This window comes from Mesorhizobium muleiense (genome assembly GCF_900099905.1).
Classification (GTDB): domain Bacteria; phylum Pseudomonadota; class Alphaproteobacteria; order Rhizobiales; family Rhizobiaceae; genus Mesorhizobium; species Mesorhizobium muleiense.
The window spans coordinates 31,195-53,336 of sequence record NZ_FNEE01000017.1 but is presented as its reverse complement, the minus strand read 5'-3'; the positions used below and the strand labels follow the sequence as shown (position 1 = coordinate 53,336).

The window sequence follows — 22,142 nt, the reverse complement described above, 5'->3', positions numbered from 1 at the left end:
GGTCTTAGGAAGGTGTCTCCTCGCCCTCCGCGGCTGCGGTAGAGTTGTCGCCCGGTTCGCCCGTCCAGTTTTGACCGACCAGATTGTGCCCCGGATCGCCGACGCGAGTGCTCTCGCTGCTGTAGACCTGCCATGCTGGCTGTTGCTGCTGCGCGCTCAGAAGAAAATAGCCGGCCCCGAACGCAATTGCGATCGAAACGACAATTCCGGTCAAGATCATACCCATCCCGCCTTCTCCTTTTACCTGCTCAAAGTCCCAGTCATGCTCTCATTGCGGCGGTGGCGTCTGCTGCGCCGGATCCTGCCCCGTCACAGGTGGATTGCCAGATCCCTGAGGGGCCGCACCGGACTTTTGCTGATACTGCAGGTCGAGCGCCGCCAGTGCAAGCAACGGCGGCGGCATGGCGACGCCGGCCACTCGCATTTCCCGCGCGGTCTTCTGGCATTGTGCAATGTCATTGGCGGCGGCCAGTTCCTCCGCTTTCGCGGCATTGATCACGGAATCCTTGGGAGTGCTCGACGTATCGGAGGGGGGCACCGGCGCGGCCCTGCTTTCCTTCTGGGGCGCGTTCGTCGCCGATCCGCTGGCCACCTTCTCTTTGTTCGGTTGTGGAGCATCGCTGGCAACCCCAGCCTGCCCGGTAATTTTCTGCGCCGAGCCGGTCCCGGTCTCGGACTTGGCGGGCGCGGCTGCGCTGGTAGAAGATGTGCCAGACTGCTGAGCCGAGGCAGCTGCGGTCGGGCTAGCAGTTTCGGCAGGCGCCTTCATGAAGGCGAGGAGCTCCTGGCAGAGATTGGCAGGGCCGCCTGGCTGCTGGGCAGCGGGCGTTGCAGCCGGTGGAGCCGTAGGCTCGGGGGCAGTGCTCGTCTGCGCCAGCGATGTTGACGCCGACAGGGCAACGATCCCTGCGAGAAGCATTTTTTTCATCGCCTTGCTCCTTCCGTAATGAAATCACCCGCCTCGGCGACAACATAACGTCAGAGGTGCCCGAACGATCCATGGAATTGCGACGCCTGCCTCGCAATTCGGCCATCACTGTCCTCGATGGGATGACTGACGACTACATGCGCGAGGCCAACGGAAAACCGATGGCAGTCGACATCGCGAGGGCGATCGACCGCGGACGGAAAAATGCCGCAAATCAGCGGCGTACTTTAGCCGCGAAGCCGCTCAGGCGGCCGTTTTCGCCCACCACATCAGCCGGAAAAGCCGAAGGATGACCAGCCGCGCGCAACCCGAGATCATCCGCCGGGAAAGCAAGACCTTCCGTTTGGCGCATTGCCTTTTGCCGGCATGGCGCGACGGCGAGATCGAGTCGACGTCGGCGCCCGGGTCGATCGGCATGGCTTTCACCGGCCAGGCGGCTGCCGTTGTGCGCGTAGCCGATGGCACTGCAAGGCCACGGCCCGTGCCGCCTATGACAATCGGGCTTGGCGGCGACACGCCGATCGCCTGGTTGGAGACGGACTCTCCCTCCGACGTTCTGGAAATCACCGGGGCGACCGGGCTGCGCCGCGAGATGGCGCGGGACATGCGTGTCGAAGGCCACGCCGATCTCGATGACGTGCATGGCTGGCAGGACCCGATCATCCAGGCGGTGGCGACCAGACTGCGCGCCGCCCTGCGCGGGTGGATACCGATGTCGGACATGGAGGCCGAGACACTGGTTCGCGCCGCCTATGCCCAGGTGCTGCGGCGGCACTTCGGTGGACGCGATCTTATCCGGCGAACGCTTGACGCGCGGCGGCGTCAGCGTGTGGTGGAACTGGTGCTGGACACCGCCGACAAACCGCTGACCTTGGGAGATCTTGCCGAGGCGGCCGCACTCAGCCCGTTTCACTTCGCGCGCAGTTTTGCCAACACCTTCGGCATGCCGCCGCATCGCTTTGTAACTGCAAGTCGGCTGGATCGAGCGTTTCACGCTCTGCGGTCGACCCAGGCAACCGTGCCGCAGGCGGCTGCGGCTGCGGGGTTCTCGAACCTGCATCATTTTCGTCAACTGTTCCGGCGGCAGTACGGCGTGCCGCCATCGGACATAGGCAGGCAGGCGCGGGCTCAGTCCATCCGGCACCGATAGGGCTTCGGGCGGCAGCTTCGCCTGAACCCGGCGATCCACGAAGTGAGCAAGAATCGACCCTGTCCGCGGCGCCGGCCGTGCCTATTTTCAGCAAACCACCCTTTGAGGCCGGCGACCGAACATCCGCGCCGGCCTCATGGCGAGCCAAGGATCGTGACATGACGAAATCTCACCGAGTCAACCAGTCTCCCTCAAACAACCAGTCTTCCTCGAAGATTGACAACCCGCAGCGCCGGCAATTTCTGACGTCGGCAGCTTGTCTCGGCGTTGCGCCCTGGCTGCTGTCTTCGCTTGGCGAAGCGGCGGCGCAAACGGCCAGCCCGCAACCCGCGAGCCAGCGCCGCAAGCTGGGCGCCCTCGAAGTGTTTCCCGTGGGGCTCGGATGCCAGTGGAAACCTGGCCCTGACGAGCGCACCGCCCAGGATTATTTCGGCAGCCGCATAGATCGCTCCGCCGCCGTTGCGCTTATCAGGCGCGCGGTAGACCAAGGCGTCACCCTCATCGATACGGCGGAAGTGTATGGACCCTTCATTTCGGAGGAGATCGTTGGCGATGCGCTGCAGGGGCTGCGCGAGACCGTCGTTCTGGAGAGTAAGTTCGGGTTCAACGTTGATCTTGAGACCGGCAAGATCGGAGAGGGCCTGAACAGCCGGCCCGAGCACATCAAGCGCGCCGTCGAAGGCAGCTTGCGCCGCCTGCGCACCGACCGCATCGACGTGCTTTACCAGCACCGCGTCGACCCGCTTGTGCCGATCGAAGACGTCGCCGGCGCGGTCAAGGATCTCGTCGCCGAGGGCAAGGTTTTGCATTTCGGGCTCTCGGAGCCGGGACTTGAGACCATCCGACGCGCACACGCGATTCTGCCGCTCGCCGCCATCCAGAACGAATATTCGATGGTCTGGCGTGGTCCCGAGGCCGACGTGCTGCCTCTGTGCGAGGAACTGGGTATCGGCTTCGTGAGCTGGGCTCCGCTGGGCTATGGTTTCCTGACCGGCACGATTACGGCAGAAACCCGCTTTGGCGACGACCCCGAGCGAGACTTTCGCGCCTGGGTTCCCCGCATGGCTGAGGATGCCTTGGCGGCCAACATGGCGCTCGTCGATGTCGTGCGGACGTGGGCGCAACGCAAGGAGGTCAAACCCGCCCAGCTGGCGCTGGCCTGGCTGCTGGCACAGAAGCCGTTCATCGTGCCGATCCCCGGTACAACGAAGGCCGCCCACCTCGACGAGAACATTGCGGCCGCTGCCATCACCTTTACGGAGGACGAGCTGCATCAGCTCAATGCTGACGTGGCTGCGGTCAAGATCGAAGGCGCTCGGCTTCCTCCTGCGGTTCTCGCAATGTCCGGCGTGGAGGCCCCACCCAAGGCTTAGTCCGGGTGACCGCCTGCTCAAGGTGAATGCACCTGAGTCGTGGGACATAGCGAATCTGAATTGGCCCCACTTCAAAGCGAAACTGACCATAAGTGGTTGATTCATGGACTTTGGTGGCCCGGAGGACGGAGGACGTGTTCACGGCACTGATTTCATTGTCTTTTTCCTGGGCCAGAATTGGAAATCTTCCCGTATTGTACTGCCCGGTTCCGCGGCTTGCCATGAAACCGCAAATTCTCGGGTACTTGTCGGTCGGCGACACATATCGCCACCCAATGGGCCCAAGCCGGCTACCCCTGCTCATAGAAAAGAACACGACCCGCTGGCAGAAGCTGATCGAAATAGTCGAAGTCGCGCACATTGCGTGTGAGAACAATCCAGCCGCGTTCCAGCGCCTGGAGATATAAGCTCGCATCGTTCAGCAGGCTCTCGCCGCGGGCAGCGCCTGACAGACGCGTCACCAAGCCGGCCAGCATTCCGGCCTCGCCCATGGCGGTCTCCGATGGGGAAAAGAGCCGGTGGCCTGGTATGTCTTCGAGGGTACGCCGGATTTCGCGTAACACGGTCTTCGTGGCCGGGTGCGACGGATCGAGGCGGCCGAACAGGTGCGTCAGCTCAGCCAGGCAAACGGTGGAGTGATTGACGTTCCGGGTCTCAAGCAGTTCGTCCACGCTTACGGGAGAACGCCCTTGGAGTACGTCGATATAGACACAGCTATCGAGCAACAGCTCAAGGCCAGCTGAAATCGGCTTCCGAAGAATAGGCAGATCGGCGGCCGAGCGGCGTTGGATAGTATCTGTGCTGCGTTGCGGCTTGATCCGCCGCAGCGCACGGGACAGATCAAAACTCAAGGTCGATTTCTTTCGCGACCCGGCCCTTCCGGCGGACCACCTTCACCCCAAAGTCGTCCTCAAGCGCGACCTTCGCCAAGGCGTATTCCAGTAGTTCTGTATCGGTGGTAATGCCGGACTTTTCCTTGGCAGCCGCTATGAGGTCGCGTCGAATCCGACCGCCGATCCGGCCATTCTCGCCTTCAAGCAGCCCGAGCTGCCGCGCCGTATCAATGACCGTCCGCCGCCGCAGACTTGCCTGAATCGGTGGCGGCTGAGTTTCATGGGACGGCATCAAGGATCTCCTTGTTAGACAAAATAGCGATTCTGGCCAACAGATTCAAGATGCGGATGCGGACTGTTGATCCGCGCTCACCGCCGCGCCCGCAGCAGTTCGGACCGGTCTGAAACCTTCCCCTGAACACTGATCCGGAGCGGCCCTTCACCCTTGCGGCTGTCCTTCGGACTCTCCCGCCGCCAGGTGCTCGAGATCGTCCTTCATCCACCAAGCGCCGATACATGTTCCAGATCCTGCCGGCGCTGTTTGGCGCGTCGCTCGTAACTGGCCTGGTTCTTGGTCGCGATCAACGTGTGCGGGCTGCCGCGCCTTTCGGTGGCGAGGTCAAGGTCGCACACGGCGTTTCGGACGCTCTCCTCGACGTGGGTCCGCCGGTTCTGGGCCGCCCTCAGGCGCCATTGCTGTTGATGAGGATCAATCAGAAATGCGCCGAGTGCGCGACAGTCCTCGCATGTGCATTTGAGCGGATTGGTTCGCGACCAGTCCCGCGGGGCCTCCAGCGGCAGCGCGATGCGACCGCGCAGATGGTCGAGAGCCGCCTCACGCAGCCGGCCGATGGCCGGCCATGCCCTGCTCTCCGCCCGCTTGGCGAAGGCCAGTGCCGCCGGGACGAGCACCGCGTCCGGCGTGTAGGTCCGGGGCCAGGCCAGCAGGTGCTCGATCGCGCGCGCTGCAAGCCCGGCGTCGATCTTGCTCGTCGCCGTCAGGAGATCGACGACGAAGCCAGGCAGTACGGACGCAGGTCGCGTCCAGGGGTCGAGCTTGGCACGCTTGGCCGGGTCACCCGGCAAGACGTCGATCAAAGCTGCGCCGATCTTCGCGGCGTCGCCAGCGGACTCGGTCGGCGCCGCTACGCAACGCATCAGCAAATCGGCGCAGGCGCCGAGGTGGGCCGCGGCATTGCGTCTGACGATCTCGACCAGCAAGTCCGTGGCCCGCGGTCGTGGAAGGAGCGCGGCGGCGCGCACGAGGGCGTCGTTATCGGACGCGGCGTAGTGGCCGTTGGCCGACAACTCCACGACAAATTCGTCGATGCGCGCGGCATTGCTCAGCCGAACCTGCAAGTCGAGCATCCGACCGGCATCGGTATCGTCCTCCCTGCGCCATGTCTCACGGGACCAGGAGCGCAGCATGTGTCCCGAAAGCTCATCGCCCTCCCCCCACAACTGTCGCTTGGCGGCGGTGTCGCTCGTCTCCCAGCGCTTCGCCAGGTCTTCGAGATACGGCAGCGTCGCCCCGAGGCCGGCCTGGTTAAGCACCGCGAGCCGCCGCGCGCGCGGCCACAGCACCAGACCGGCACGGCGATAGGTACGGTCGAAAGAGGCGCCCTCGTTGCCCGTCGCCTCGTGGAAATGCTGCTCGTCGGGCCTCAGATCTTCGAACGCATCGGGCGGACAGAGCTCCTCCTCATTGAATGGAAAGTCGTGAAACCCGACCTCGCCGCCGTCCGGACGCCGCCACGCCGACAGGGTCAGCGAGCTGTCGAAAACCTCCGCGACTTCGAATTCTTCATCGCCCTCGTCGTCTCGATCCCAGCGCCTGCGGCGATAATTGCCGGTGTGCACGGCGCTGCCGCTCTCCTCGATCGATACCAGGACAAGATGGAGATCGCACTCCGCCGCCGCTGCCGCCTCGATCAACACCGACGCCACGCCCGCATCGGCCCCCTTGAGGGTGTCGAACGACAGCTCCGCCGGCGTGTAGGCATGCTCGAGCGGCACGATCAACTTGTCGGGCTCGTCCTCCGAGCCGGCCCAGCCGCGCAGCAGGTCCGCGACGTGCGCCTCGACCGCGCGATAGTCGGGGGCCCGCAGTGTGCGTCTCTTGCCGAGGAAGCGCAAATTATAGACGAGGATCAGGCGAAGTCCGATGATGACCGGGCGCACTTCATGCAAGCAGTCTGCATAGAAGGCGGCGTATCCGATTTCCGACGGATCTTCGGGGTGCAGATCGAACATCACCTCTCGACCCAGGTGCCGCACGACCAGCTCGCCGCCACGATGAGCAGAGGGAAGTACGATCACCAGGGTCGCGAACATGCCGGGCGTCTTTTCGGTGTCCCGGTGATTAAGGAAGAAGCTGCCGGCGTCATAGACGAGAAGCTTGTAGAACTCCGCCTCGACCGGCTCTTCGACGCCAAGGCCGCGGGCAGCGTCGGTTACGAGCTCGGCCAGCGTCGTCTCCCAACTACGCCCGCCGATCTGGATCCTGCGCGGGTCGATCTGCCAGGTTCTGCGCACGTCGCGATCGAGCACCGTCTCCTCGCCGCGTCCATGGGGTGCCGCATCGGCTACGGCGACCAGCCGTTCGGCCTGCGCCTCCGGAAGCGGGAAGGCGATCCTGCCCACGCTCTCCACGTCGATCGTCGGCATGAAGATTTCCCGCAGGCCACCGACGCAGAAGTCGCCGGGGCGCTCGACCGAGCGCAGGCAATCAGGCAGGGCGGCGGCGATCGACGACACGGGCATCCCGACAGTCTGGAAATGAACACTATGGAAAACCTTACCTAGACCCGGCCCGTCGGCCTCTCAAGAAATTTTGCACAGCAAGACACCCGATACTTGTCGTTGCCTTTTCTGAGAGATGGCCCTTCTCGTTCATCAAAACCCGAAAATCGGCCCAGCAGCGCTGTGGAGCGCCCTATGGAGGGCCACGATAGAGAATTTCCGCGGCGCAGCCGCCGCTCCGGGCACGCTTCCGATAAGGTGCTTGAACTGTTCGACCTCACCCTCGTTCGCGCCATACATGCGCCGCTTATCGACGATCTTTTTTCCAAACTGCAGGAGAGACGTGCGGACGTGCGGTTGTCACGTCCCAGTGCTATGCAAGTGGCGCAATGGTGCAATAGCGTTTTCGGAGTGTAGCAAATGTCCAATCTGCCGATTTCATCGAAGCCTATATCGCCGCCTATAACCGCAGAATGAGAAGCAGGTCGAACCTCAACGCGCGGGAGCGGCCCTGTTCCTCCCGACAGAACCGCCGCACGTCGGGATGCGCAATGGCTTGTCAGATCCGCTTTGGCTCGAGCGCATGGCGATGCCTACGCAACGGATAAACGCGAGATGTGCGTTCGCGCTCCCCGGTTAGCCGCTTCCTTGTCAAGATTGACGATGTTCGATGTTTGTTCAATAGCAAGCTGTCGGTTGTGGTGGTCAGTACAAAAAATTGATTTGTGCGGCACACAAGCTGCCTAGATGTTACGGACTTCGCATGAAGGACCGATTACGAGGGGTAACCATGGTTCACACTGCACGCCTCCGCCACGATTCTCTGGCCGCCCCCTCCAGCAGAAACGTCCCTGCAAAATGGCTCGCCGCCGCGGCCTTCGCGGCGCTCGGCTTGCTCGCGGCCCCGGCCGCACAGGCGCAGGAAGCACCTCCCGCGCCCGTCGTCACGGTAGCCAAGCCGCTGGTGCGCGATATCGTCGAGGACGATGAGTTCGTCGGCCGTTTCGAAGCTGTCGACCAGGTTTCGCTGCGCTCCCGCGTCGGCGGCTATCTCGACCAGGTCCATTTCCAGGACGGTACGCTGGTCAAGCAGGGCGACCTCCTGTTCACCATCGACCAGCGGCCGTTCAAGGCGGCGCTGAACCAGGCGCAGGCGCAGGTCGACTCGGCCAAGACCCTGGTCGAATTCAGCAAGATGCAGTTCGAACGCGCCGAGACCCTGTCGCGCGAAGGCAACATACCGGTTTCGACACTGGACGACCGCCGCCGCGAATATCTCGCCGCCCAAGCGCAACTGGACGGCGCGGAGGCGGCACTTGAAAACGCAAGTCTCGATCTCGAATTCACCGCGATCAAGGCGCCGTTTTCCGGCCGGGTCGACCGCCGGCTCATCTCGCCGGGCAATCTGGTGCAGGCCGACCAGACCGTGCTGACCACCATCGTCTCGATCGACCCGATCAACTTCTATTTCGACATCGATGAGCGGACCTACTTTTCTTATGCGCGCGACGCCCGCGAGCGCGGCGGCGTCATGCAGGAAGGCGCCGGCGGCGTCGATGTTGTCGTCCGTGTCGCCGACCGTGATGAAGCGACGTTCAAGGGCAAGCTCGACTTCGCCGAGAACCGTCTGGACCAAGCTACCGGCACGATGCGGGCCAGGGCGCGCTTCGACAACAAGGACGGCGTTCTGCAGCCGGGCATGTTCGGCCGCATCAACGTGCCCGGCTCGTTGCCGCATCCGGGCGTGCTTCTGCCTGACGAGGCGATCGGCGCCGACCAGAACCGCCGCATCGTCTTCGTTGTCGACCAGGCAGGCCTGATCTCGGCCAAGCCGGTCCGCACCGGCCCGCGCATCGACGGCTATCGCGTTATCCGCGAGGGCCTCACCGGCGAAGAGACCGTGGTAGTCAACGGGCTGGTGCGAGTGCGGCCGGGCGTCACCGTCAAGTCCGAGATGACCAAATTGCCGCCCAAGGTTGAAGCCGAAGGGCAGACGCAATGAACTTCGCCCATTTCTTCGTCAACCGCCCGATCTTCGCGGCGGTGCTGTCGATCGTGCTCGTGCTCGTCGGCGGCATCGCCTATACGCAGCTTCCAGTCGCGCAATATCCCGAAATCGCGCCACCGACCATCGTGGTGCGCGCCTCCTATCCGGGCGCCGACGCCGAGACGGTCGCCGCGACCGTGGCGACGCCGATCGAACAGGAAATCAACGGCGTCGAGCACATGCTCTACATGTCGTCCTATTCCTCCGGCGACGGCTCGATGTCGCTCACCATCACCTTCCGCCCCGGCACCGATCTCGACGCGGCGCAGGTGCTGGTCCAGAACCGCGTCTCGATCGCCGAAGCGCGCCTGCCGGAAGAGGTCCGCCGGCTCGGCATCACCACGGCGAAAAGTTCGCCCGACCTGATGATGGTCGTCCATATGCTGTCGCCCGACGACACATATGATCAGCTTTACGTCTCGAATTATGCGCGTTCGCGCGTGCGCGACGTCCTGCTGAGACTGGACGGCGTCGGCGACGTGCAGATCTTCGGCGAGCGCGAATATTCGCTGCGCGTCTGGCTCGACCCGGAAAAGCTGTCCGCCTACGGCATGACCGCAGGCGACGTAGTCGAGGCGCTGCGCGACCAGAACGTCCAGGTGTCGGGCGGTTCGATCGGCGCACCGCCGATTGGCGACGGCTCGGCCTTCCAGTATACGGTCACCACGCAAGGGCGCTTTGAAGACGCGCGCGACTTCCGCTACGTCATAGTCAAGTCGGCCGAGGACGGCCGCTTGATCTCCCTGCAGGACGTGGCGCGCATAGAGCTCGGCGCCAGGGACTACGTCACCAATTCCTATCTCAACAACAAGGCCGCGGTGGCGCTCGGCATCTTCCAGCGGCCGGGCACCAATGCCTTGGCCTCGGCGGAAGAAATCCAGGCGACCATCGCGGAGCTTTCGAAGGATTTCCCGAAGGGGCTGGCCTACGAGATCATCTACAATCCGACCGAGTTCATCGCCGAATCCATCAACGAGGTCTATGTCACCATCGCCGAGGCGATCCTGCTGGTGGTGATCGTCATCATCGTGTTCCTGCAGTCATGGCGCATGGCGATCGTGCCGATCGTGGCGATACCGGTCTCGCTGATCGGCACGCTTGCCGTGCTGCTCGCCTTCGGCTTCTCGCTCAACATGCTCACTCTGTTCGGGCTGGTGCTGGCGGTCGGCATCGTTGTCGACGACGCCATCGTAGTTGTGGAAAATATCGAGCGGAACATCCGGCTGGGGCTCGCTCCGCGCGCCGCTGCGCACAAGACCATGGATGAAGTGGGAAACGCGGTCCTCGCGATCTCGCTGGTGCTGATCTCCGTCTTCGTTCCGGCGGCTTTCATTCCCGGGATTTCCGGCCAGTTCTACCTGCAGTTCGCCATCACCATCGCGGTCTCCACCGCGATCTCCGCATTCAACTCGCTGACGCTTTCGCCGGCTCTCGCTGGCGTGCTTTTCAAGCCGCACAGCGAGGAACATTCGAACTTCTTCCTGGCAAGGTTCGGCCGCGCTCTGGCGAACGGGTTCAACAACGGGTTCGACAGGATGGCGGACGGCTATGCGTGGCTGGTGCACAGACTGGTCGGAACGACTCTGGCACTTGCCGCCATGCTGCTCGTCTTCGCAGGCCTGCTCTACGCGACCTATCACATGCTGCAGACGGTGCCGCGCGGCTTCATCCCGAACATGGACCAGGGTTATGCGATCGTCGTCGTGCAATTGCCGGAGGGCTCTTCGCTCGCCCGAACGGACGCAGTCATCCAGAAGGCGTCGAATATCATCCGCGAGACGCCGGGTGTCGCCAATGCCGTCGCCTTCGCAGGATTCAACGGCGCGACATTCACCAACGCCAGCAATTCCGGCGTGATCTTCGCGCCATTCAAGAGCTTCGAGGAACGGCTCGAGAGCGGCGATACTTCCGACAAGATCATCGGCACGCTGTTTGGCAGCCTGCAAAGCATCCAGGAGGCCTTCATCATCGCGCTGCCGCCGCCGCCAGTCCGGGGCATCGGCAACTCCGGCGGCTTCAAGATGATGCTCCAGGAGCGCAACAGCGCCGACATGCGGCCGATTCTGGCGCTGGCCAACGAAATCGCCGGCAAGGCCAACCAGACGCCCGGGTTGATGGGCGTCTTCACCACCTTCTCGGCCTCCAGCCCGCAATTCTTCCTGGCGATCGACCGCGACAAGGCGCGCATGCTGAACGTGCCGATCCCCAACATCTTCGAGACGCTGTCGATCAATCTAGGCACCGCCTACGTCAACGATTTCAATGCCTTCGGTCGTGTCTACCAGGTGCGGGCGCAAGCCGACCAGGCTTTCCGCATCGATCGCGACGACATATTGAAGCTGAAGGTGCGCTCGGCGGCCGGCGACCTGGTGCCGCTCGGCACACTGATCGAGATCCGCGACGTCACCGGTCCCTCGCTCGTGCAGCGCTACAACATGTATGTCTCCGTGCCGCTTCAGGGCAATGCAGCGCCGGGTGTCGCCACGGGCACGGCGCTCGACCTGATGGAGGGGATCGCAGCCGAATCGCTGCCGCAGGGCACTTCCTTCGAATGGACTGAACTCGCCTTCCAGGAGCGGCAGACCGGCAACACGGCGGTCTTCATCTTCGGCCTGTCGGTTCTGTTCGTCTTTCTGGTGCTCGCCGCGCTATACGAAAGCTGGATTACGCCCTTCGCCATCGTGCTTATCGTCCCGCTCAGCGTACTGGCCGCCCTCTTGGGCGTCGCCTTCCGCGGTCTCGACAACAACATCCTCGTGCAGATCGGGCTGATCGTGCTCATCGGCCTGGCGGCGAAGAACGCGATCCTGATCGTCGAATTCGCGCGCCAAGGTGAGGAGCGCGGCCTTGACGCCGTCGAGGCGGCCGTCGAGGCCTGCCGGCTGCGGCTGCGGCCGATCCTGATGACGGCGTTCGCCTTCATCCTGGGCGTGGTGCCACTAGTGATCGCCAGCGGGCCTGGCGCGGAAATGCGCCAATCGCTCGGCACGGCCGTGTTCTCCGGCATGCTGGGCGTGACGTTGTTTGGCCTCTTCCTGACGCCGGTCTTCTACGTTGCTCTTCGCAGGACTTTCCGGCGCAGGCGGCCTGAAGCCGGCCCAACCCTGGCTTCCGAGAGCGGAGCAGCCGAGTAGACGCCGAGCCGATGAGGCGCCGGGTTCAGGCTGAAGCCGGACCGGCGGGTTCCTGGATCTCGGTGGCGGTTGCCGTGAGCCGCGTGCCAACCGTCGTCACGGCGCTCACAGAGAGAGAAACGACTTGCTACCCAGAGTTGAGTCAATCAAACCCACAACAGTTGGCTGTCGCCTTCTCCACAAATATCATGAAACTTGATCCTGCTCTGAAGGACTCAGGAAGCATATCCGAGCGCTTATGCATACGTGCGGATGGACGTAGGAGTCATCAGGCCCGACGACGCCGGCCGTGGCGGTACACCAGAATGTTGCGGTCGAACTGTAGCCTGCGTTGAAGTCGACGCCGCTCCCGTAACCTGTCCCGGGTGCGCCCTTGGAGCGCAACCGTCGGCAGACTGCCGGCGCCGCGGGTGGCTGCGAAGTTGCCGAACCCATTTTGGACGCCCCCAGGACGCTAGCCCGCGGCAGCGGCCAGGATTGTGCGGCGAACGACCGTCTCCAGCACAGGCACCTTGTAGCTGTTCTTCGCCAGCGGGGTAGCGCCGGCCACCGCGGCACGGGCCGCCTGTCGCGCCAAGTCGTCGGTAAGCCTGTTGCCGATGAGGAGACGTTCGCTTTCGGCGGCGCGGCGAGGCGTTGGTGCGACCCATCCCATGACGATCGAAGCATTTTGCACTGTCTGGCCCTCCATCGTCAGCACCACCGCCACATCGCAGATCGGCCAGTCGTAGCTGTCGCGCTCGGTCTGCTTGCGGTAGGCGGCCTTCGCCCCGGCGTTCAGCGGCGGAACGATCACGCGCGTCATAACCTCGCCAGTCTCGATCCTCGCATCGTGAGCGCGCTGCATTTCGGGTGGCAAGAAGAAATCCGAGAGCTTTACGACGCGTGAGCCGTTGGCGCCGCCGGCAAGTTCGGCGCTTGCATCATAGGCGACCAGTGCCGTCGCCGGCGTCGAGGCTTGGACCATCGCGTTTTTGTCGTTGTCGAAGATCGCGTGATGCTGGTTCTCGTCAGCGCCCCTGCTCCCCATCTCATCTGCACCTTCGCCATGGAAATGATCGTGCCGAAAATACCAGCAGCGCGGCCGCTGCAGCAGATTGCCCCCGATCGTTGCGGCGTTGCGGACCTGCGGCGTCGCCGCATGCCCGGCAGCATCCGACAGCGCCAAGTAGCGCGCGCGGACCTGTGGATCGCTGTCGATGCGGTCCAGCGTCACAAGCGCGCCGAGCGACAGCCCGTTTTCCGTGTCGATTTCGTCGAGACCGCGGATGGTCTTCAGATTTACCAGTCGCATCGGCGCTAGAATCCCTTCCTTCATCAAGTCCAGAAGGTCGATCCCGCCCGCCTTGGCGATGACGGGGCGTTGCTCGGTGCTTTCGGCAAGCATACCTGCTGCCTGCTCGACCGTCGTGGCATCCACCCATTCGAAGCTGTTCATGGCCATGATGGACTCCTTCTGGCCGATCTCAGGCGCTGAGCGTCGCCAGCACATTTGCCGGGTTCATCGGCAAAGTGCGGATCCGCTTTCCGGTGGCGTTGTAGAATGCATTGGCGATCGCGGCGCTGGTCGCCACATTGCTTGCCTCGGCGATGCCTCGCGCGTCGGTCGACGACTGCGCCCCGATCTGCTCCATGAGCAGCACCTCGATCGCCGGAGTCTCGCGTGATCCGACCATCTTGTATTGATCGACATTGGCGTTGAGTTGATGGCCGCTCGCCGCGTCCATGATGCGGTCCTCGTAGATCGCGTAGCTGACACCCTGGATGATGCCGCCGATCACCTGGCTCTCGACCAGTTTGGGGTTGATCGGCCTGCCGCAATCGCTGGCAGCGACGATGCGCTCGACCTTGACCACGCCGGTCTCGACATCGACCGCCACCTCGGCGAATTGGACACCGCCCAGCCCATGCCGGCTGATGGAGAGCTCTCCCGGCACCGCAAATCCCTCATAGTCGTCGTGCCGCTTGGCGAGTTTCGAGATTTCGCCGAATTTGGCTTCCTTGGCTGCATCCTTGAGCGGCCTTGCGGCCCCTTCCTTGCCGCGGACGCCCACTTTGCCGTCGGCGAAGAAAATGTCATCGGGATCGGCGTCGTCGAAAAGCGGTGCGAGGCGCGCGGCCAGGTCGCGTGCCGCCGCATAGGCCGCATTGCGGGCAGGCGCAGTCACCGACGCAGTCACCCGGCTGCCGCCGGACGGCGGTCCCCACGGGAACCGCGTGTCGCCGATAAAGACGCCGATGTCCTCGGCATTGAGGCCGAACTCCTCTGCAACCACCTGGGCAAGCACAGTCCGCGTGCCGGTGCCGACATCCTGCGTGCTGTTGTAGACGGAGACCGACCCGTCATCGGCGACCCGCACCTCCACCGTCGTCGGAGGGCTGACGACATACACCCACTGCGCCTGCGCCATGCCAATCCCCCGCTTGATCGGACCGGCGTCGGCGTTCGGCGGACGCCGGCGGCTCCAGCCGAACCGCTCGGCCGCGACCTTGCGTTCATGTGCCCGTGCAAGCATGTCGTCGGTGGGCTTTGTGTCGATGCGATCGCGCAGGATCAGCGGGTCGAGTTGCAGCCGATCCGCGAGTTCGTCCATCGCCTGCTCGAGCGAGAAGATGCCCTGCACCTGTCCGGGTGCGCGGAAAGCCGCGCACGGGCCGGCATTCGTGAACACGTCATACTGCTCGGTGCGCATGTTCGGGCACGGATATAGCGCATTGAAGCAGAAGCCTATGCCGGCGCCCCCAGCGATGCCGCCGGAGCCCCAGCTTATGACGTCGATGGCGGTAAGGGTGCCATCTTGTTTGGCGCCGATCCGTACGCGCTGCAAGCTGTTGGGGCGATTGCCCGCCGAAACATGCTCTTCACGGCGGTCCAGCATCATGCGCACGGGCGCGCCGGCCTTTTGCGACAAATGAATGGCGAGGAGGCCGAAATTGTTGATCCCATATTTGGCGCCGAACCCGCCGCCGGTGAAGTCGCTGATTACCCGGATCTTGCTCTTGGGCAGATCGAAATATTCGGCGGCCTCATCGCGCACGCTGTGCGTGTGCTGCGTGGAGGCATAAATGGTCAGCCCGTCATCCTGCCAATCCGCGACGATGCCATGTGTTTCCATCGGCACATGAGTCTGAACCTGCGTGCGATATTCGGTCTCGACGATCACGTCCGCCTCCGCCAGGCCCTGGTCGATATCGCCCGTGGGCGTCATACCCGGCATGCCGAAGTTGGGACCGCGCACATTGCCCTTCTGCGGCAAGCCTTCCGGTGCGCCGCCGCCGCCGGCCGTTGATGGCTGCTCGACCGGTCCTGGAAAGACGATCGGTGCCTCATCGTCCATTGCCGCATCGAGGTCAGTGACATGCGGCAAGCGCTCGTATTCGACCTTGACGAGCTTCGCCGCCTGGTCGGCGATCCGCTGCGTCTCGGCGGCGACCGCGGCAACGGTCTGGCCGGCGAAGCGGACCGTCGGGTATTTGTTGCGGGCCTCGGCCTCCGGATCGCGAAGCCTGGCGGATTGCAGCAGTGTCTCGAGCACATGTACAGCACGGACGCCGGGGTGACGCTCCGCCGCCGAGGTGTCGATCGAGATCACCCTGGCATGCGGCCATGGGCAGACGATCTGCCGTGCGTAGAGCATTCCCGGCAGTTGCACGTCGAATGTGTATTTCGCCGCGCCCGTCACCTTCTGCACGGCATCGAGCCGCGGGATCGACTTGCCGATGGAGCGCAGTTCGGCGTTCACTGGCAACTGCGGCGGCTCATCGTCCGGCACCTGCCGAGTCACCTGCCTCATCTCCTGCCCGACGATACCGTAGAGCAAGGACTGGGACCGTAACGAAGGCCGGTCGGCCCGTGCCTGATTTTCGGTAGCCATCAGGTGCCCCTCCTCCGATTCTCGCCGGCGACGGCGAGCACTGCCGCAAAGATGTTCGGATAGGTGCCGCATCGGCACAGGTGACCGCTTATCGCGGCCTTCACTTCGTCGATGCCGGCGTCGGGTTTACGATCTATGAGCGCTGCGCAACTCATTACCATTCCGGGCGTGCAGAATCCGCATTGAAGGGCGTCATGCTCGATGAACGCCTGCTGCACCGGATGAAGCTTGCCGCCCTCGGCCAGCCCCTCGATCGTGGTGATGTTCCTGCCCCGGGCGTCGAGCGCCAGCGTCATGCAACTGCTGGCAGGCTGACCGTCGAGCCAGACCGTGCAGGCAGAACAGGCTCCGCGATCGCAGCCGATTTTGGTGCCGGTCAGGCCGAGGTGATTGCGGAGGACGTCGACCAGCGTGGTGGCGGGTTCCGCCTGCACCGGGACCCGTCGTCCATTTATCGTGAGATCGATCGGGATCAGACCAGGGCCAAGCACTTCGTTGGCATCGTCCTGCATAGAACCATCAACGGCTGCCTGCGCCGCCCCTGCTTCCAGCAACGCCGCCCCTACGGCCGAGGTGCCACCGTGCTTCAGGAATGTCCGACGAGAGATGCCCGATCTCGTGGATCCGCCCGAACCTTGACTGCGGCTCAATTCCGCCATGCTGTACCTCCGGATTTGTTACAGCGGTTACCAAAACTAGGGTGATCGGATCAGCACCAAGCTAGGGGACCGATCGGTTCGTGCCAGACGCCATCACAACGAAGTGACCGTCGAGCCGATCGCGACGCTGGGCATGCCGTCGAGGGCACAAAGCGGCTTGAGGCTTACCATGATCGCCGGCGGCAGCGCCGCCGCTGCGGATCGTCAGCAAAGAAACCGGGGCGGCGCGGGCCGCCCTTTTTCGTTGCTGCCGGCGCGCTGCCAAATGCTGCCAAATCGGCTTGGCAGCACCCATTATAACCTATTGATAACAAAGAAAAATGGTGGGCCCAACCAAGCTCTCGTCGAGGAAGGTTTCAGCCTCGATTCGTAGCTTTATCTCCCTCCGAGCATTTTTTTCGTTGTGCAGTCGCGCCGGATGATCTCAATCACGATCTCGGTAGCGCGATCGAGATAGCTGAGCCCGTCGACGAGCCGCGCCGTAGGGCTGATGTAGCTCTGCGGGCCGACGTGGGTTGCCGGGTCGAGCGAACACACCGTGATCTTCCCCGCGTCCAGGGCCCGGTTCCAGGCGCTGCGCCGCCACAGGCGCCAACGCTGGGGGAAGAGTCCGATGCCCACCCGCTCGATCCAGTCGTTCGCGCTGGTGAGCCGGTACAGGTGGCGCGCATGCGTGAGATCGTTGGCGCCGTTGTGGAAACCGCCGAGCGTGATCAGCAACAGCGGAGCGCGGAGCTGGGCGAACAGCTCTTCGACCGCGCCGGTGGCCACCTGGGCACCACCGCTGTAGCAGAGCAGGACGACCGGTATGCCGCTAGCGGGCTCGTACCCTGCGAGCCGGAGCTGGTCGGCGATCTGGGCACCCACTGCCCGGTTGTACAGCGGGCGGTATCGGCGATCGGCGGCCACAAAGGTCTGCATGACGTTGTGCAGGAACAGCGTGATGCCGACGTGCCGCCGTAGCCAATCCCACACCGGGCGCCCTACGAGCGGGTCCGCCAGGGGCGAGTAGGGCTGGACCTGGCCCAGCACGCGCAACTCCGGTGCTCCGGCGATGATGGCCTTGACGAGCTGGCCGCCATCGCGCGTATCGGTGAGGCGGCGCTTGCCGATCCCGTCCAGGTAGACCACGTAGGCGTCCGGCGGCCGCCCTGGATCGGCCCCCCTGGCGTAGGGCACCTCCGGTGGGAGCGTGGCGGCCGGCGCGCGCCGGCCGATGGTATAGACCATGAGTTCGTATCGGGCGAGCAGGCCCTCGGCGAGCAGGAAAGGGCCGAGCGCCAAGAGGGCGACGAGCAGGAGGTGCTCGCTCACACGATCGACTCCCGCTCCCGCGCGCCGGCGATGATCCTGGCGATCAGCCGCCGGACAACCTCGACCGTGACCGCGAGCCCGACCCCCGCGACGGCGATGCACCCGACCGCGGTCCACCAGCCCAGTCCCGACGCCGCGGCGAGTGGGCCGGCCAGCCCTGCTCCGACACCGGCCATAAGCAGCATGTGCAGGAACGGCCCGAGGAGCGGGAACGCGAGGACAGCGGCCAGGAGCAGCGGGGCGACCTGGGCGGGTGTCCAGACCAGCCCGGTCGTGCTGGGCAGCGGGGCCGCGTCAGGCGCCACGACCGGCTGCACCAGGTCGGCGACGGTCCATGCGGCAAGGGGCCACAGTGCGATCACCGTGCCCTCGACGACGGTGCCGGTCACCATCAGACCGGCCACGAGGCGCGGGGACAGCTTGGGCCTGCGCGCCACCAGGGGCAGCACCCGCCCGGCACTCTCGGAAAGGCCGGCGAGGACCAGCAGTACGGCGACCGTCGTCGACATGGTTCAGCGCCCCTGTGCTCGATCGGTCGCGATGCCTCCGAGCACGTCGTCGAGATACCGCTCGAGCTCGTCGGCGGCACGCCGGGCGCCGCCGGCCTGCTTTTGTGCGGCGCCCTGTGCGGCTGCTGCCTCGCGGAAGCGCGGCTCGTCCAGCAGACTCCGGGCGAGCGCCTGCACCGTCTCTGCAGTGGCGTCGTCCGTGCGGAGCTCGAGGCCGGCACCGAGCTCTACAACCCGCCGCGCCACCATTGGCTGGTCCGCCCCCTGTGGCACGACGAGTGTCGGCACCCCGGTCCGCATCGCCTCGTTGACACTGTTCATGCCGCCGTGAGTCACGAAGAGCGCCGCCCGGGCCAGCACCTGGAGCTGCGGCACGGATCGGCGGGCCAGCACGTTGGCTGGCAGCGGACCCAGGTCTGCCGGTTCCGTGGACCCGGTCGAGACGACAACGGTGCCGCCCAGCGGTGCCAGGGCGGTCGCGAAGGTCCGCAGCAGGGCGGGCCCCCCATCGAACACCGTGCCCAGCGAAGCGTACAGCACGGGGTCCTCCAGCCGGGCGGCGTTGAATCCCGGATCGGTCAGGCGGGATCCGACGCTCGCCCCGACGAACCGGTACGAGGGGTCGAACGCGTCGGCTCCAGGCTGGAACGCGCTGGATGTGAAGACCAGGTTCAGCGGCTCGCGGGCGTTCATCAGGTCGATCAGGGGCAGCCCGCCGGTGTCGTAGCCGCGGTGCAGGGCCCAGCGCGCGCAAACGTAGCTCCAGCCGATGCGAGGACGGGCGGCTGCGGCGGCCACCAAGTCACGGGAGAGGCGGGTGGGGCTGGGCACCTGCCCGTTGAAGGCGAACGTGGTGAACGTGGCGGCCGCCGGCACACCGAGCTCACGCGCGGCCACCGCGCCCCATGGACAGGCCGCCCCATGCACGATCAGGTCGGGCCGTATGGCGCGGAGGTCCGAGAGCACGCCGGGCAACAGGCCGAGGGCGGTCCGAGCGAGTTCTTCCAGCATCGCGAGGGGGATCGGCGGATCCGGCAAGGGCAGGTCGCCCCCAGAGTAGAGGTAGACCTTCGCACCAACGGTCTCAATCTGGGCCGCAAACGCAGGGGAGGTGTGATAGGTCACCGTGTGACCGCGCCGGGCGAGCTCTGCCACGACCGCGAGCGTCGGGTTAATGTAGCCGTGCATGCCGATGTTGAGGAAAGAGACGGTGCTCATCGACGCCTCCGGGGTGGTCGGAAGATTCAAGGGGGTGGGTGGACGCACCCCTGCCAATCCGGCAAGGGCCGCCTTCCGATGCAGCCAATGTTCGTGGAACCCGCGGCGCCAGCCTATCAAACGGTAGGATCGGTTGGACGATGCCGAAGTGTAGGACGCTCTGCTCGGTCGGGTGCGACGGCTAAGCCCGGCGCCGCTGGGATGGGATGGCGCAAGTCAAAAGCTATATCGAGGACCGCCACCAGCCCGCCTCATAATGCCAGCAGCTTGCCGGCCTGCTCGGGCACTATTGCGAGCATACCGGTCCGGCAAGTTCTCGTCGCACTGGGCGCCCATCCGCATTTTTGTGTTCGCCGCGACTTTTTGAGGCACGCCGGAGCGCGGCTACGACTCGACTACCGACACATAGGCAGTCCTGTCAGCACTCCACGCGGCCTGCCAGGACTCGGTCAATTCCTGCAGCAGCCAGCGTTCCCGTCTGGGCTTAGTCGGTTGCAAGCGCGTTCTTATCGGATGCGCGTCTGCAAGCGTTCACATACCTGTCCGGGGCGCTACGATCTATACCCTGGGGATAGGGTGACCTCTGCTTGATGCTCATAGACCGCGATCAGCGGGCTGAGGTACCTTGGCGAAAATGTCCGGGTGTCCGCATCGATGCCAAGCGCCGCAAGAAGATCTTGATGGCAGCGGTGCGGCGCTGGGTTGGACAAGAGCGTGGAATGCCTCGTTGGCCAGGAATTGACTGCGGGTGGCCTTCCCGCAGTCCCTAGTGAAGTAGCAGGCCGACGGGAAGCCTTGATGGAAATTTACGCGTGCCGGGCCAAGCGATCTTACAAGCGCAGCTTCGGGCTGCGCATGCTGGGACCTGCTCTCGGTTTGCTGGTCTGGATTGCGCCGGTCTACGCGCAAGAGGTGCTGCGCATACCCTACGTGGCCGACATCGGCACGTTCGATCCGGACAACGGGTTTGAGACCGGCGCGATGAGCGCGATCAACAACGTATACGAGGGCCTCGTCGAATACGAGCCGGGTTCGACCAAGATCGTTGGTCTGCTCGCCCAGAGCTGGGAGATCTCGGACGACGGGCTGACTTACACCTTCCACCTGGTCGACGGTGTCCAGTTCCACGACGGCACGCCGTTCAATGCGGCGGCGGTCATAAACTCGTTCGAACGCCGCCGCGATCGTGGACTGATCCAGAGCTACGTCCTGGCCAACGTGAAGGACATGAGGGCGCCCGACGATTCGACGGTTGTACTCACGCTGGGCCATCCTCAGCCTTCGCTCCTCGATGCCCTTTCCAGTCCATGGGGGCCCAAGATCATCAGTCCGGTAGCGCTTGCCGAGCATGACAACGGCGACTTCGCGACGACCTGGCTCAATGAGCACGCGGTCGGCACGGGTCCGTTCAAACTGGCTGAATTCAAACGCGGTCAGCGCTATCTGCTCGAACGCAACGACAACTATTGGGGCGACAAACCGTTCTTCCGGCAGATCCAGATTTCGGTCGTGCCCGATATCAGCCAACAGATACTTCAATTGCAGGCGGGTGCGATCGATGCCGTGCCGATCAACTATCCGTTCGCGCAACTCACCAGCCTGCCGGAGGGGGTGGAGATCACCGCCGCTCCGAGCATGATACCGTACGATCTCTTTGTTAAGCCGAACTCGCCACTCGACGACGCGGGGGTCCGCAAGGCCGTTTTGACAGCGATCAACCCGGCGCTGTGGGTCAAGGACGCCTTTGGAGAGTTCGCAAGCCTGTCGAAGTCGGTTTATCCGAACGTGATGCTCGACCCAGTCAATCCGATCCGGTTCCCGACCGACTTCGAAGCAGCGAAAGCCGCGATCGCCAAACACGGCGCGGTCAATTTGGTCATTGGCCTCCATAGCGCGGCCCCGAGCTACAGCCGCATCGCCGACCTGATCATCGCGCAACTGGCCTTGATCGGCGTAAAGGCGACGGCTTATGTGCTGCCCTCCGGCGCGGCTTACACCTTGAAGGACGACCCAAACCCTCCCGATTTGCTGCTCACGATCGCGGGCCCGGACGCCGCTCACCCGGATAGCCAGGCCAAGGCGTTCTTCACCAAAGACGCTCCCCTCAACTTTTTTGGGCGGACGCTGCCGCAAGCCGATGCCATCGTGGACCAGGCCGGGCAGGTGACCGACGTCAAAGAACGCGACGCTCTCTACGAGAGAGCGGGGCAGATGTATTTCGATGCCGGCATCGTCATCCCGCTTGTCGACGTCAATGACGTGGTTGTCCATGCCAAGGGTCTGAAGGACCTTGGACTCCGTCCCGTGAACCCACCCGGCAACATCGACTTCGCCACCGTTCGCTGGGGACCCTGAATTCC

The 22,142-nt window shown here is 64.2% G+C and carries 17 protein-coding genes; 6 read left to right on the top strand and 11 right to left on the bottom strand.

The window, feature by feature from the left end; genetic code table 11:
• Nucleotides 1–4: 4 nt before the first annotated feature.
• Both BLT09_RS24150 and BLT09_RS24145 read right to left on the bottom strand, forming a co-directional pair.
• Complete coding sequence (locus tag BLT09_RS24150) at nt 5–226, bottom strand: hypothetical protein (RefSeq protein ID WP_091597645.1); 222 nt, start codon at nt 224–226, stop codon at nt 5–7.
• A gap of 42 nt (nt 227–268) precedes the next feature.
• Nucleotides 269–928: a hypothetical protein gene (locus BLT09_RS24145; protein ID WP_208602537.1), complete on the bottom strand. Its 660-nt coding sequence runs from the start codon at nt 926–928 to the stop codon at nt 269–271.
• Nucleotides 929–1,217: 289 nt separating this feature from the next.
• Here BLT09_RS24145 and BLT09_RS24135 point away from each other — a divergent pair, with 289 nt between their 5' ends.
• Nucleotides 1,218–2,078, top strand: coding sequence for an AraC family transcriptional regulator (locus tag BLT09_RS24135; protein ID WP_091597639.1), 861 nt, complete (start codon nt 1,218–1,220; stop codon nt 2,076–2,078).
• 158 nt (nt 2,079–2,236) lie between these two features.
• Nucleotides 2,237–3,451 carry an aldo/keto reductase gene (locus BLT09_RS24130; protein ID WP_236473695.1) on the top strand — a complete coding sequence of 405 codons (1,215 nt, stop codon included), beginning with the start codon at nt 2,237–2,239 and terminating at the stop codon, nt 3,449–3,451.
• 290 nt (nt 3,452–3,741) lie between these two features.
• Here BLT09_RS24130 and BLT09_RS24125 read toward each other — a convergent pair whose 3' ends face one another.
• From BLT09_RS24125 to BLT09_RS24115, 3 genes are all read right to left on the bottom strand, one after another.
• On the bottom strand, nt 3,742–4,302 hold the full coding sequence (locus BLT09_RS24125; protein ID WP_091597636.1) for a type II toxin-antitoxin system VapC family toxin: 561 nt from the start codon (nt 4,300–4,302) through the stop codon (nt 3,742–3,744).
• Nucleotides 4,292–4,576, bottom strand: coding sequence for a hypothetical protein (locus BLT09_RS24120; protein WP_091597632.1), 285 nt, complete (start codon nt 4,574–4,576; stop codon nt 4,292–4,294). The genes BLT09_RS24125 and BLT09_RS24120 overlap by 11 nt, the downstream gene beginning before the upstream one ends.
• A gap of 203 nt (nt 4,577–4,779) precedes the next feature.
• A complete protein-coding gene (locus tag BLT09_RS24115; protein WP_167366525.1) occupies nt 4,780–7,041 on the bottom strand; it encodes a 2OG-Fe(II) oxygenase in 2,262 nt (753 codons plus the stop codon).
• Between the two features lie 775 nt (nt 7,042–7,816).
• On the opposite strand from BLT09_RS24115, the gene BLT09_RS24110 reads away from it, so the two are divergent.
• Both BLT09_RS24110 and BLT09_RS24105 read left to right on the top strand, forming a co-directional pair.
• Nucleotides 7,817–9,028 carry an efflux RND transporter periplasmic adaptor subunit gene (locus BLT09_RS24110; protein ID WP_236473694.1) on the top strand — a complete coding sequence of 404 codons (1,212 nt, stop codon included), beginning with the start codon at nt 7,817–7,819 and terminating at the stop codon, nt 9,026–9,028.
• Nucleotides 9,025–12,207 (top strand): efflux RND transporter permease subunit, encoded by a 3,183-nt coding sequence (locus tag BLT09_RS24105; protein WP_091597627.1) that lies wholly within the window; start codon nt 9,025–9,027, stop codon nt 12,205–12,207. The genes BLT09_RS24110 and BLT09_RS24105 overlap by 4 nt, the downstream gene beginning before the upstream one ends.
• Nucleotides 12,208–12,661: 454 nt before the next feature.
• Here the strand turns inward: BLT09_RS24105 and BLT09_RS24100 are convergent, their stop codons facing one another.
• The 3 genes from BLT09_RS24100 to BLT09_RS24090 are packed head-to-tail and all read right to left on the bottom strand — an operon-like array spanning nt 12,662 to nt 16,741.
• On the bottom strand, nt 12,662–13,651 hold the full coding sequence (locus tag BLT09_RS24100; RefSeq protein ID WP_167366524.1) for an FAD binding domain-containing protein: 990 nt from the start codon (nt 13,649–13,651) through the stop codon (nt 12,662–12,664).
• 22 nt (nt 13,652–13,673) lie between these two features.
• Entirely contained in the window at nt 13,674–16,082 is a 2,409-nt protein-coding gene (locus tag BLT09_RS24095) for a xanthine dehydrogenase family protein molybdopterin-binding subunit (protein WP_208602536.1), read from the bottom strand.
• Nucleotides 16,082–16,741, bottom strand: coding sequence for a (2Fe-2S)-binding protein (locus BLT09_RS24090; RefSeq protein ID WP_091597620.1), 660 nt, complete (start codon nt 16,739–16,741; stop codon nt 16,082–16,084). Before BLT09_RS24090 ends, BLT09_RS24095 begins: the two co-directional genes overlap by 1 nt.
• 169 nt (nt 16,742–16,910) lie before the next feature.
• Between BLT09_RS24090 and BLT09_RS24085 the strand changes: the two genes are divergently transcribed.
• Entirely contained in the window at nt 16,911–17,114 is a 204-nt protein-coding gene (locus BLT09_RS24085) for a hypothetical protein (protein WP_139172669.1), read from the top strand.
• A gap of 2 nt (nt 17,115–17,116) precedes the next feature.
• Here BLT09_RS24085 and BLT09_RS35080 read toward each other — a convergent pair whose 3' ends face one another.
• Genes BLT09_RS35080 through BLT09_RS24070 form a run of 3 tightly spaced genes read right to left on the bottom strand, consistent with a single transcriptional unit; the run spans nt 17,117 to nt 19,782 of the window.
• Nucleotides 17,117–18,055: a hypothetical protein gene (locus BLT09_RS35080; RefSeq protein WP_091597614.1), complete on the bottom strand. Its 939-nt coding sequence runs from the start codon at nt 18,053–18,055 to the stop codon at nt 17,117–17,119.
• Complete coding sequence (locus tag BLT09_RS24075; RefSeq protein ID WP_091597611.1) at nt 18,052–18,564, bottom strand: hypothetical protein; 513 nt, start codon at nt 18,562–18,564, stop codon at nt 18,052–18,054. Before BLT09_RS24075 ends, BLT09_RS35080 begins: the two co-directional genes overlap by 4 nt.
• 3 nt (nt 18,565–18,567) lie before the next feature.
• Nucleotides 18,568–19,782 carry a macrolide family glycosyltransferase gene (locus BLT09_RS24070; protein ID WP_091597608.1) on the bottom strand — a complete coding sequence of 405 codons (1,215 nt, stop codon included), beginning with the start codon at nt 19,780–19,782 and terminating at the stop codon, nt 18,568–18,570.
• 798 nt (nt 19,783–20,580) lie between these two features.
• Between BLT09_RS24070 and BLT09_RS24065 the strand changes: the two genes are divergently transcribed.
• Nucleotides 20,581–22,137 carry an ABC transporter substrate-binding protein gene (locus BLT09_RS24065; protein WP_091597606.1) on the top strand — a complete coding sequence of 519 codons (1,557 nt, stop codon included), beginning with the start codon at nt 20,581–20,583 and terminating at the stop codon, nt 22,135–22,137.
• Nucleotides 22,138–22,142: the final 5 nt, after the last annotated feature.

What these genes read in the sequence shown, in the direction of transcription:
- BLT09_RS24120 (WP_091597632.1), bottom strand. Translation starts at nt 4,576, where the DNA reads ATGCCGTCCCATGAAACTCAGCCGCCACCGATTCAGGCAAGTCTGCGG.
- BLT09_RS24110 (WP_236473694.1), top strand. Translation starts at nt 7,817, where the DNA reads ATGGTTCACACTGCACGCCTCCGCCACGATTCTCTGGCCGCCCCCTCC.
- BLT09_RS24095 (WP_208602536.1), bottom strand. Translation starts at nt 16,082, where the DNA reads ATGGCTACCGAAAATCAGGCACGGGCCGACCGGCCTTCGTTACGGTCC.
- BLT09_RS24150 (WP_091597645.1), bottom strand. Translation starts at nt 226, where the DNA reads ATGGGTATGATCTTGACCGGAATTGTCGTTTCGATCGCAATTGCGTTC.
- BLT09_RS24130 (WP_236473695.1), top strand. Translation starts at nt 2,237, where the DNA reads ATGACGAAATCTCACCGAGTCAACCAGTCTCCCTCAAACAACCAGTCT.
- BLT09_RS24085 (WP_139172669.1), top strand. Translation starts at nt 16,911, where the DNA reads ATGATCGCCGGCGGCAGCGCCGCCGCTGCGGATCGTCAGCAAAGAAAC.
- BLT09_RS24090 (WP_091597620.1), bottom strand. Translation starts at nt 16,741, where the DNA reads ATGGCGGAATTGAGCCGCAGTCAAGGTTCGGGCGGATCCACGAGATCG.
- BLT09_RS24100 (WP_167366524.1), bottom strand. Translation starts at nt 13,651, where the DNA reads ATGGCCATGAACAGCTTCGAATGGGTGGATGCCACGACGGTCGAGCAG.
- BLT09_RS24135 (WP_091597639.1), top strand. Translation starts at nt 1,218, where the DNA reads ATGACCAGCCGCGCGCAACCCGAGATCATCCGCCGGGAAAGCAAGACC.
- BLT09_RS24065 (WP_091597606.1), top strand. Translation starts at nt 20,581, where the DNA reads ATGGAAATTTACGCGTGCCGGGCCAAGCGATCTTACAAGCGCAGCTTC.
- BLT09_RS24075 (WP_091597611.1), bottom strand. Translation starts at nt 18,564, where the DNA reads ATGTCGACGACGGTCGCCGTACTGCTGGTCCTCGCCGGCCTTTCCGAG.
- BLT09_RS24105 (WP_091597627.1), top strand. Translation starts at nt 9,025, where the DNA reads ATGAACTTCGCCCATTTCTTCGTCAACCGCCCGATCTTCGCGGCGGTG.
- BLT09_RS24145 (WP_208602537.1), bottom strand. Translation starts at nt 928, where the DNA reads ATGAAAAAAATGCTTCTCGCAGGGATCGTTGCCCTGTCGGCGTCAACA.
- BLT09_RS24070 (WP_091597608.1), bottom strand. Translation starts at nt 19,782, where the DNA reads ATGAGCACCGTCTCTTTCCTCAACATCGGCATGCACGGCTACATTAAC.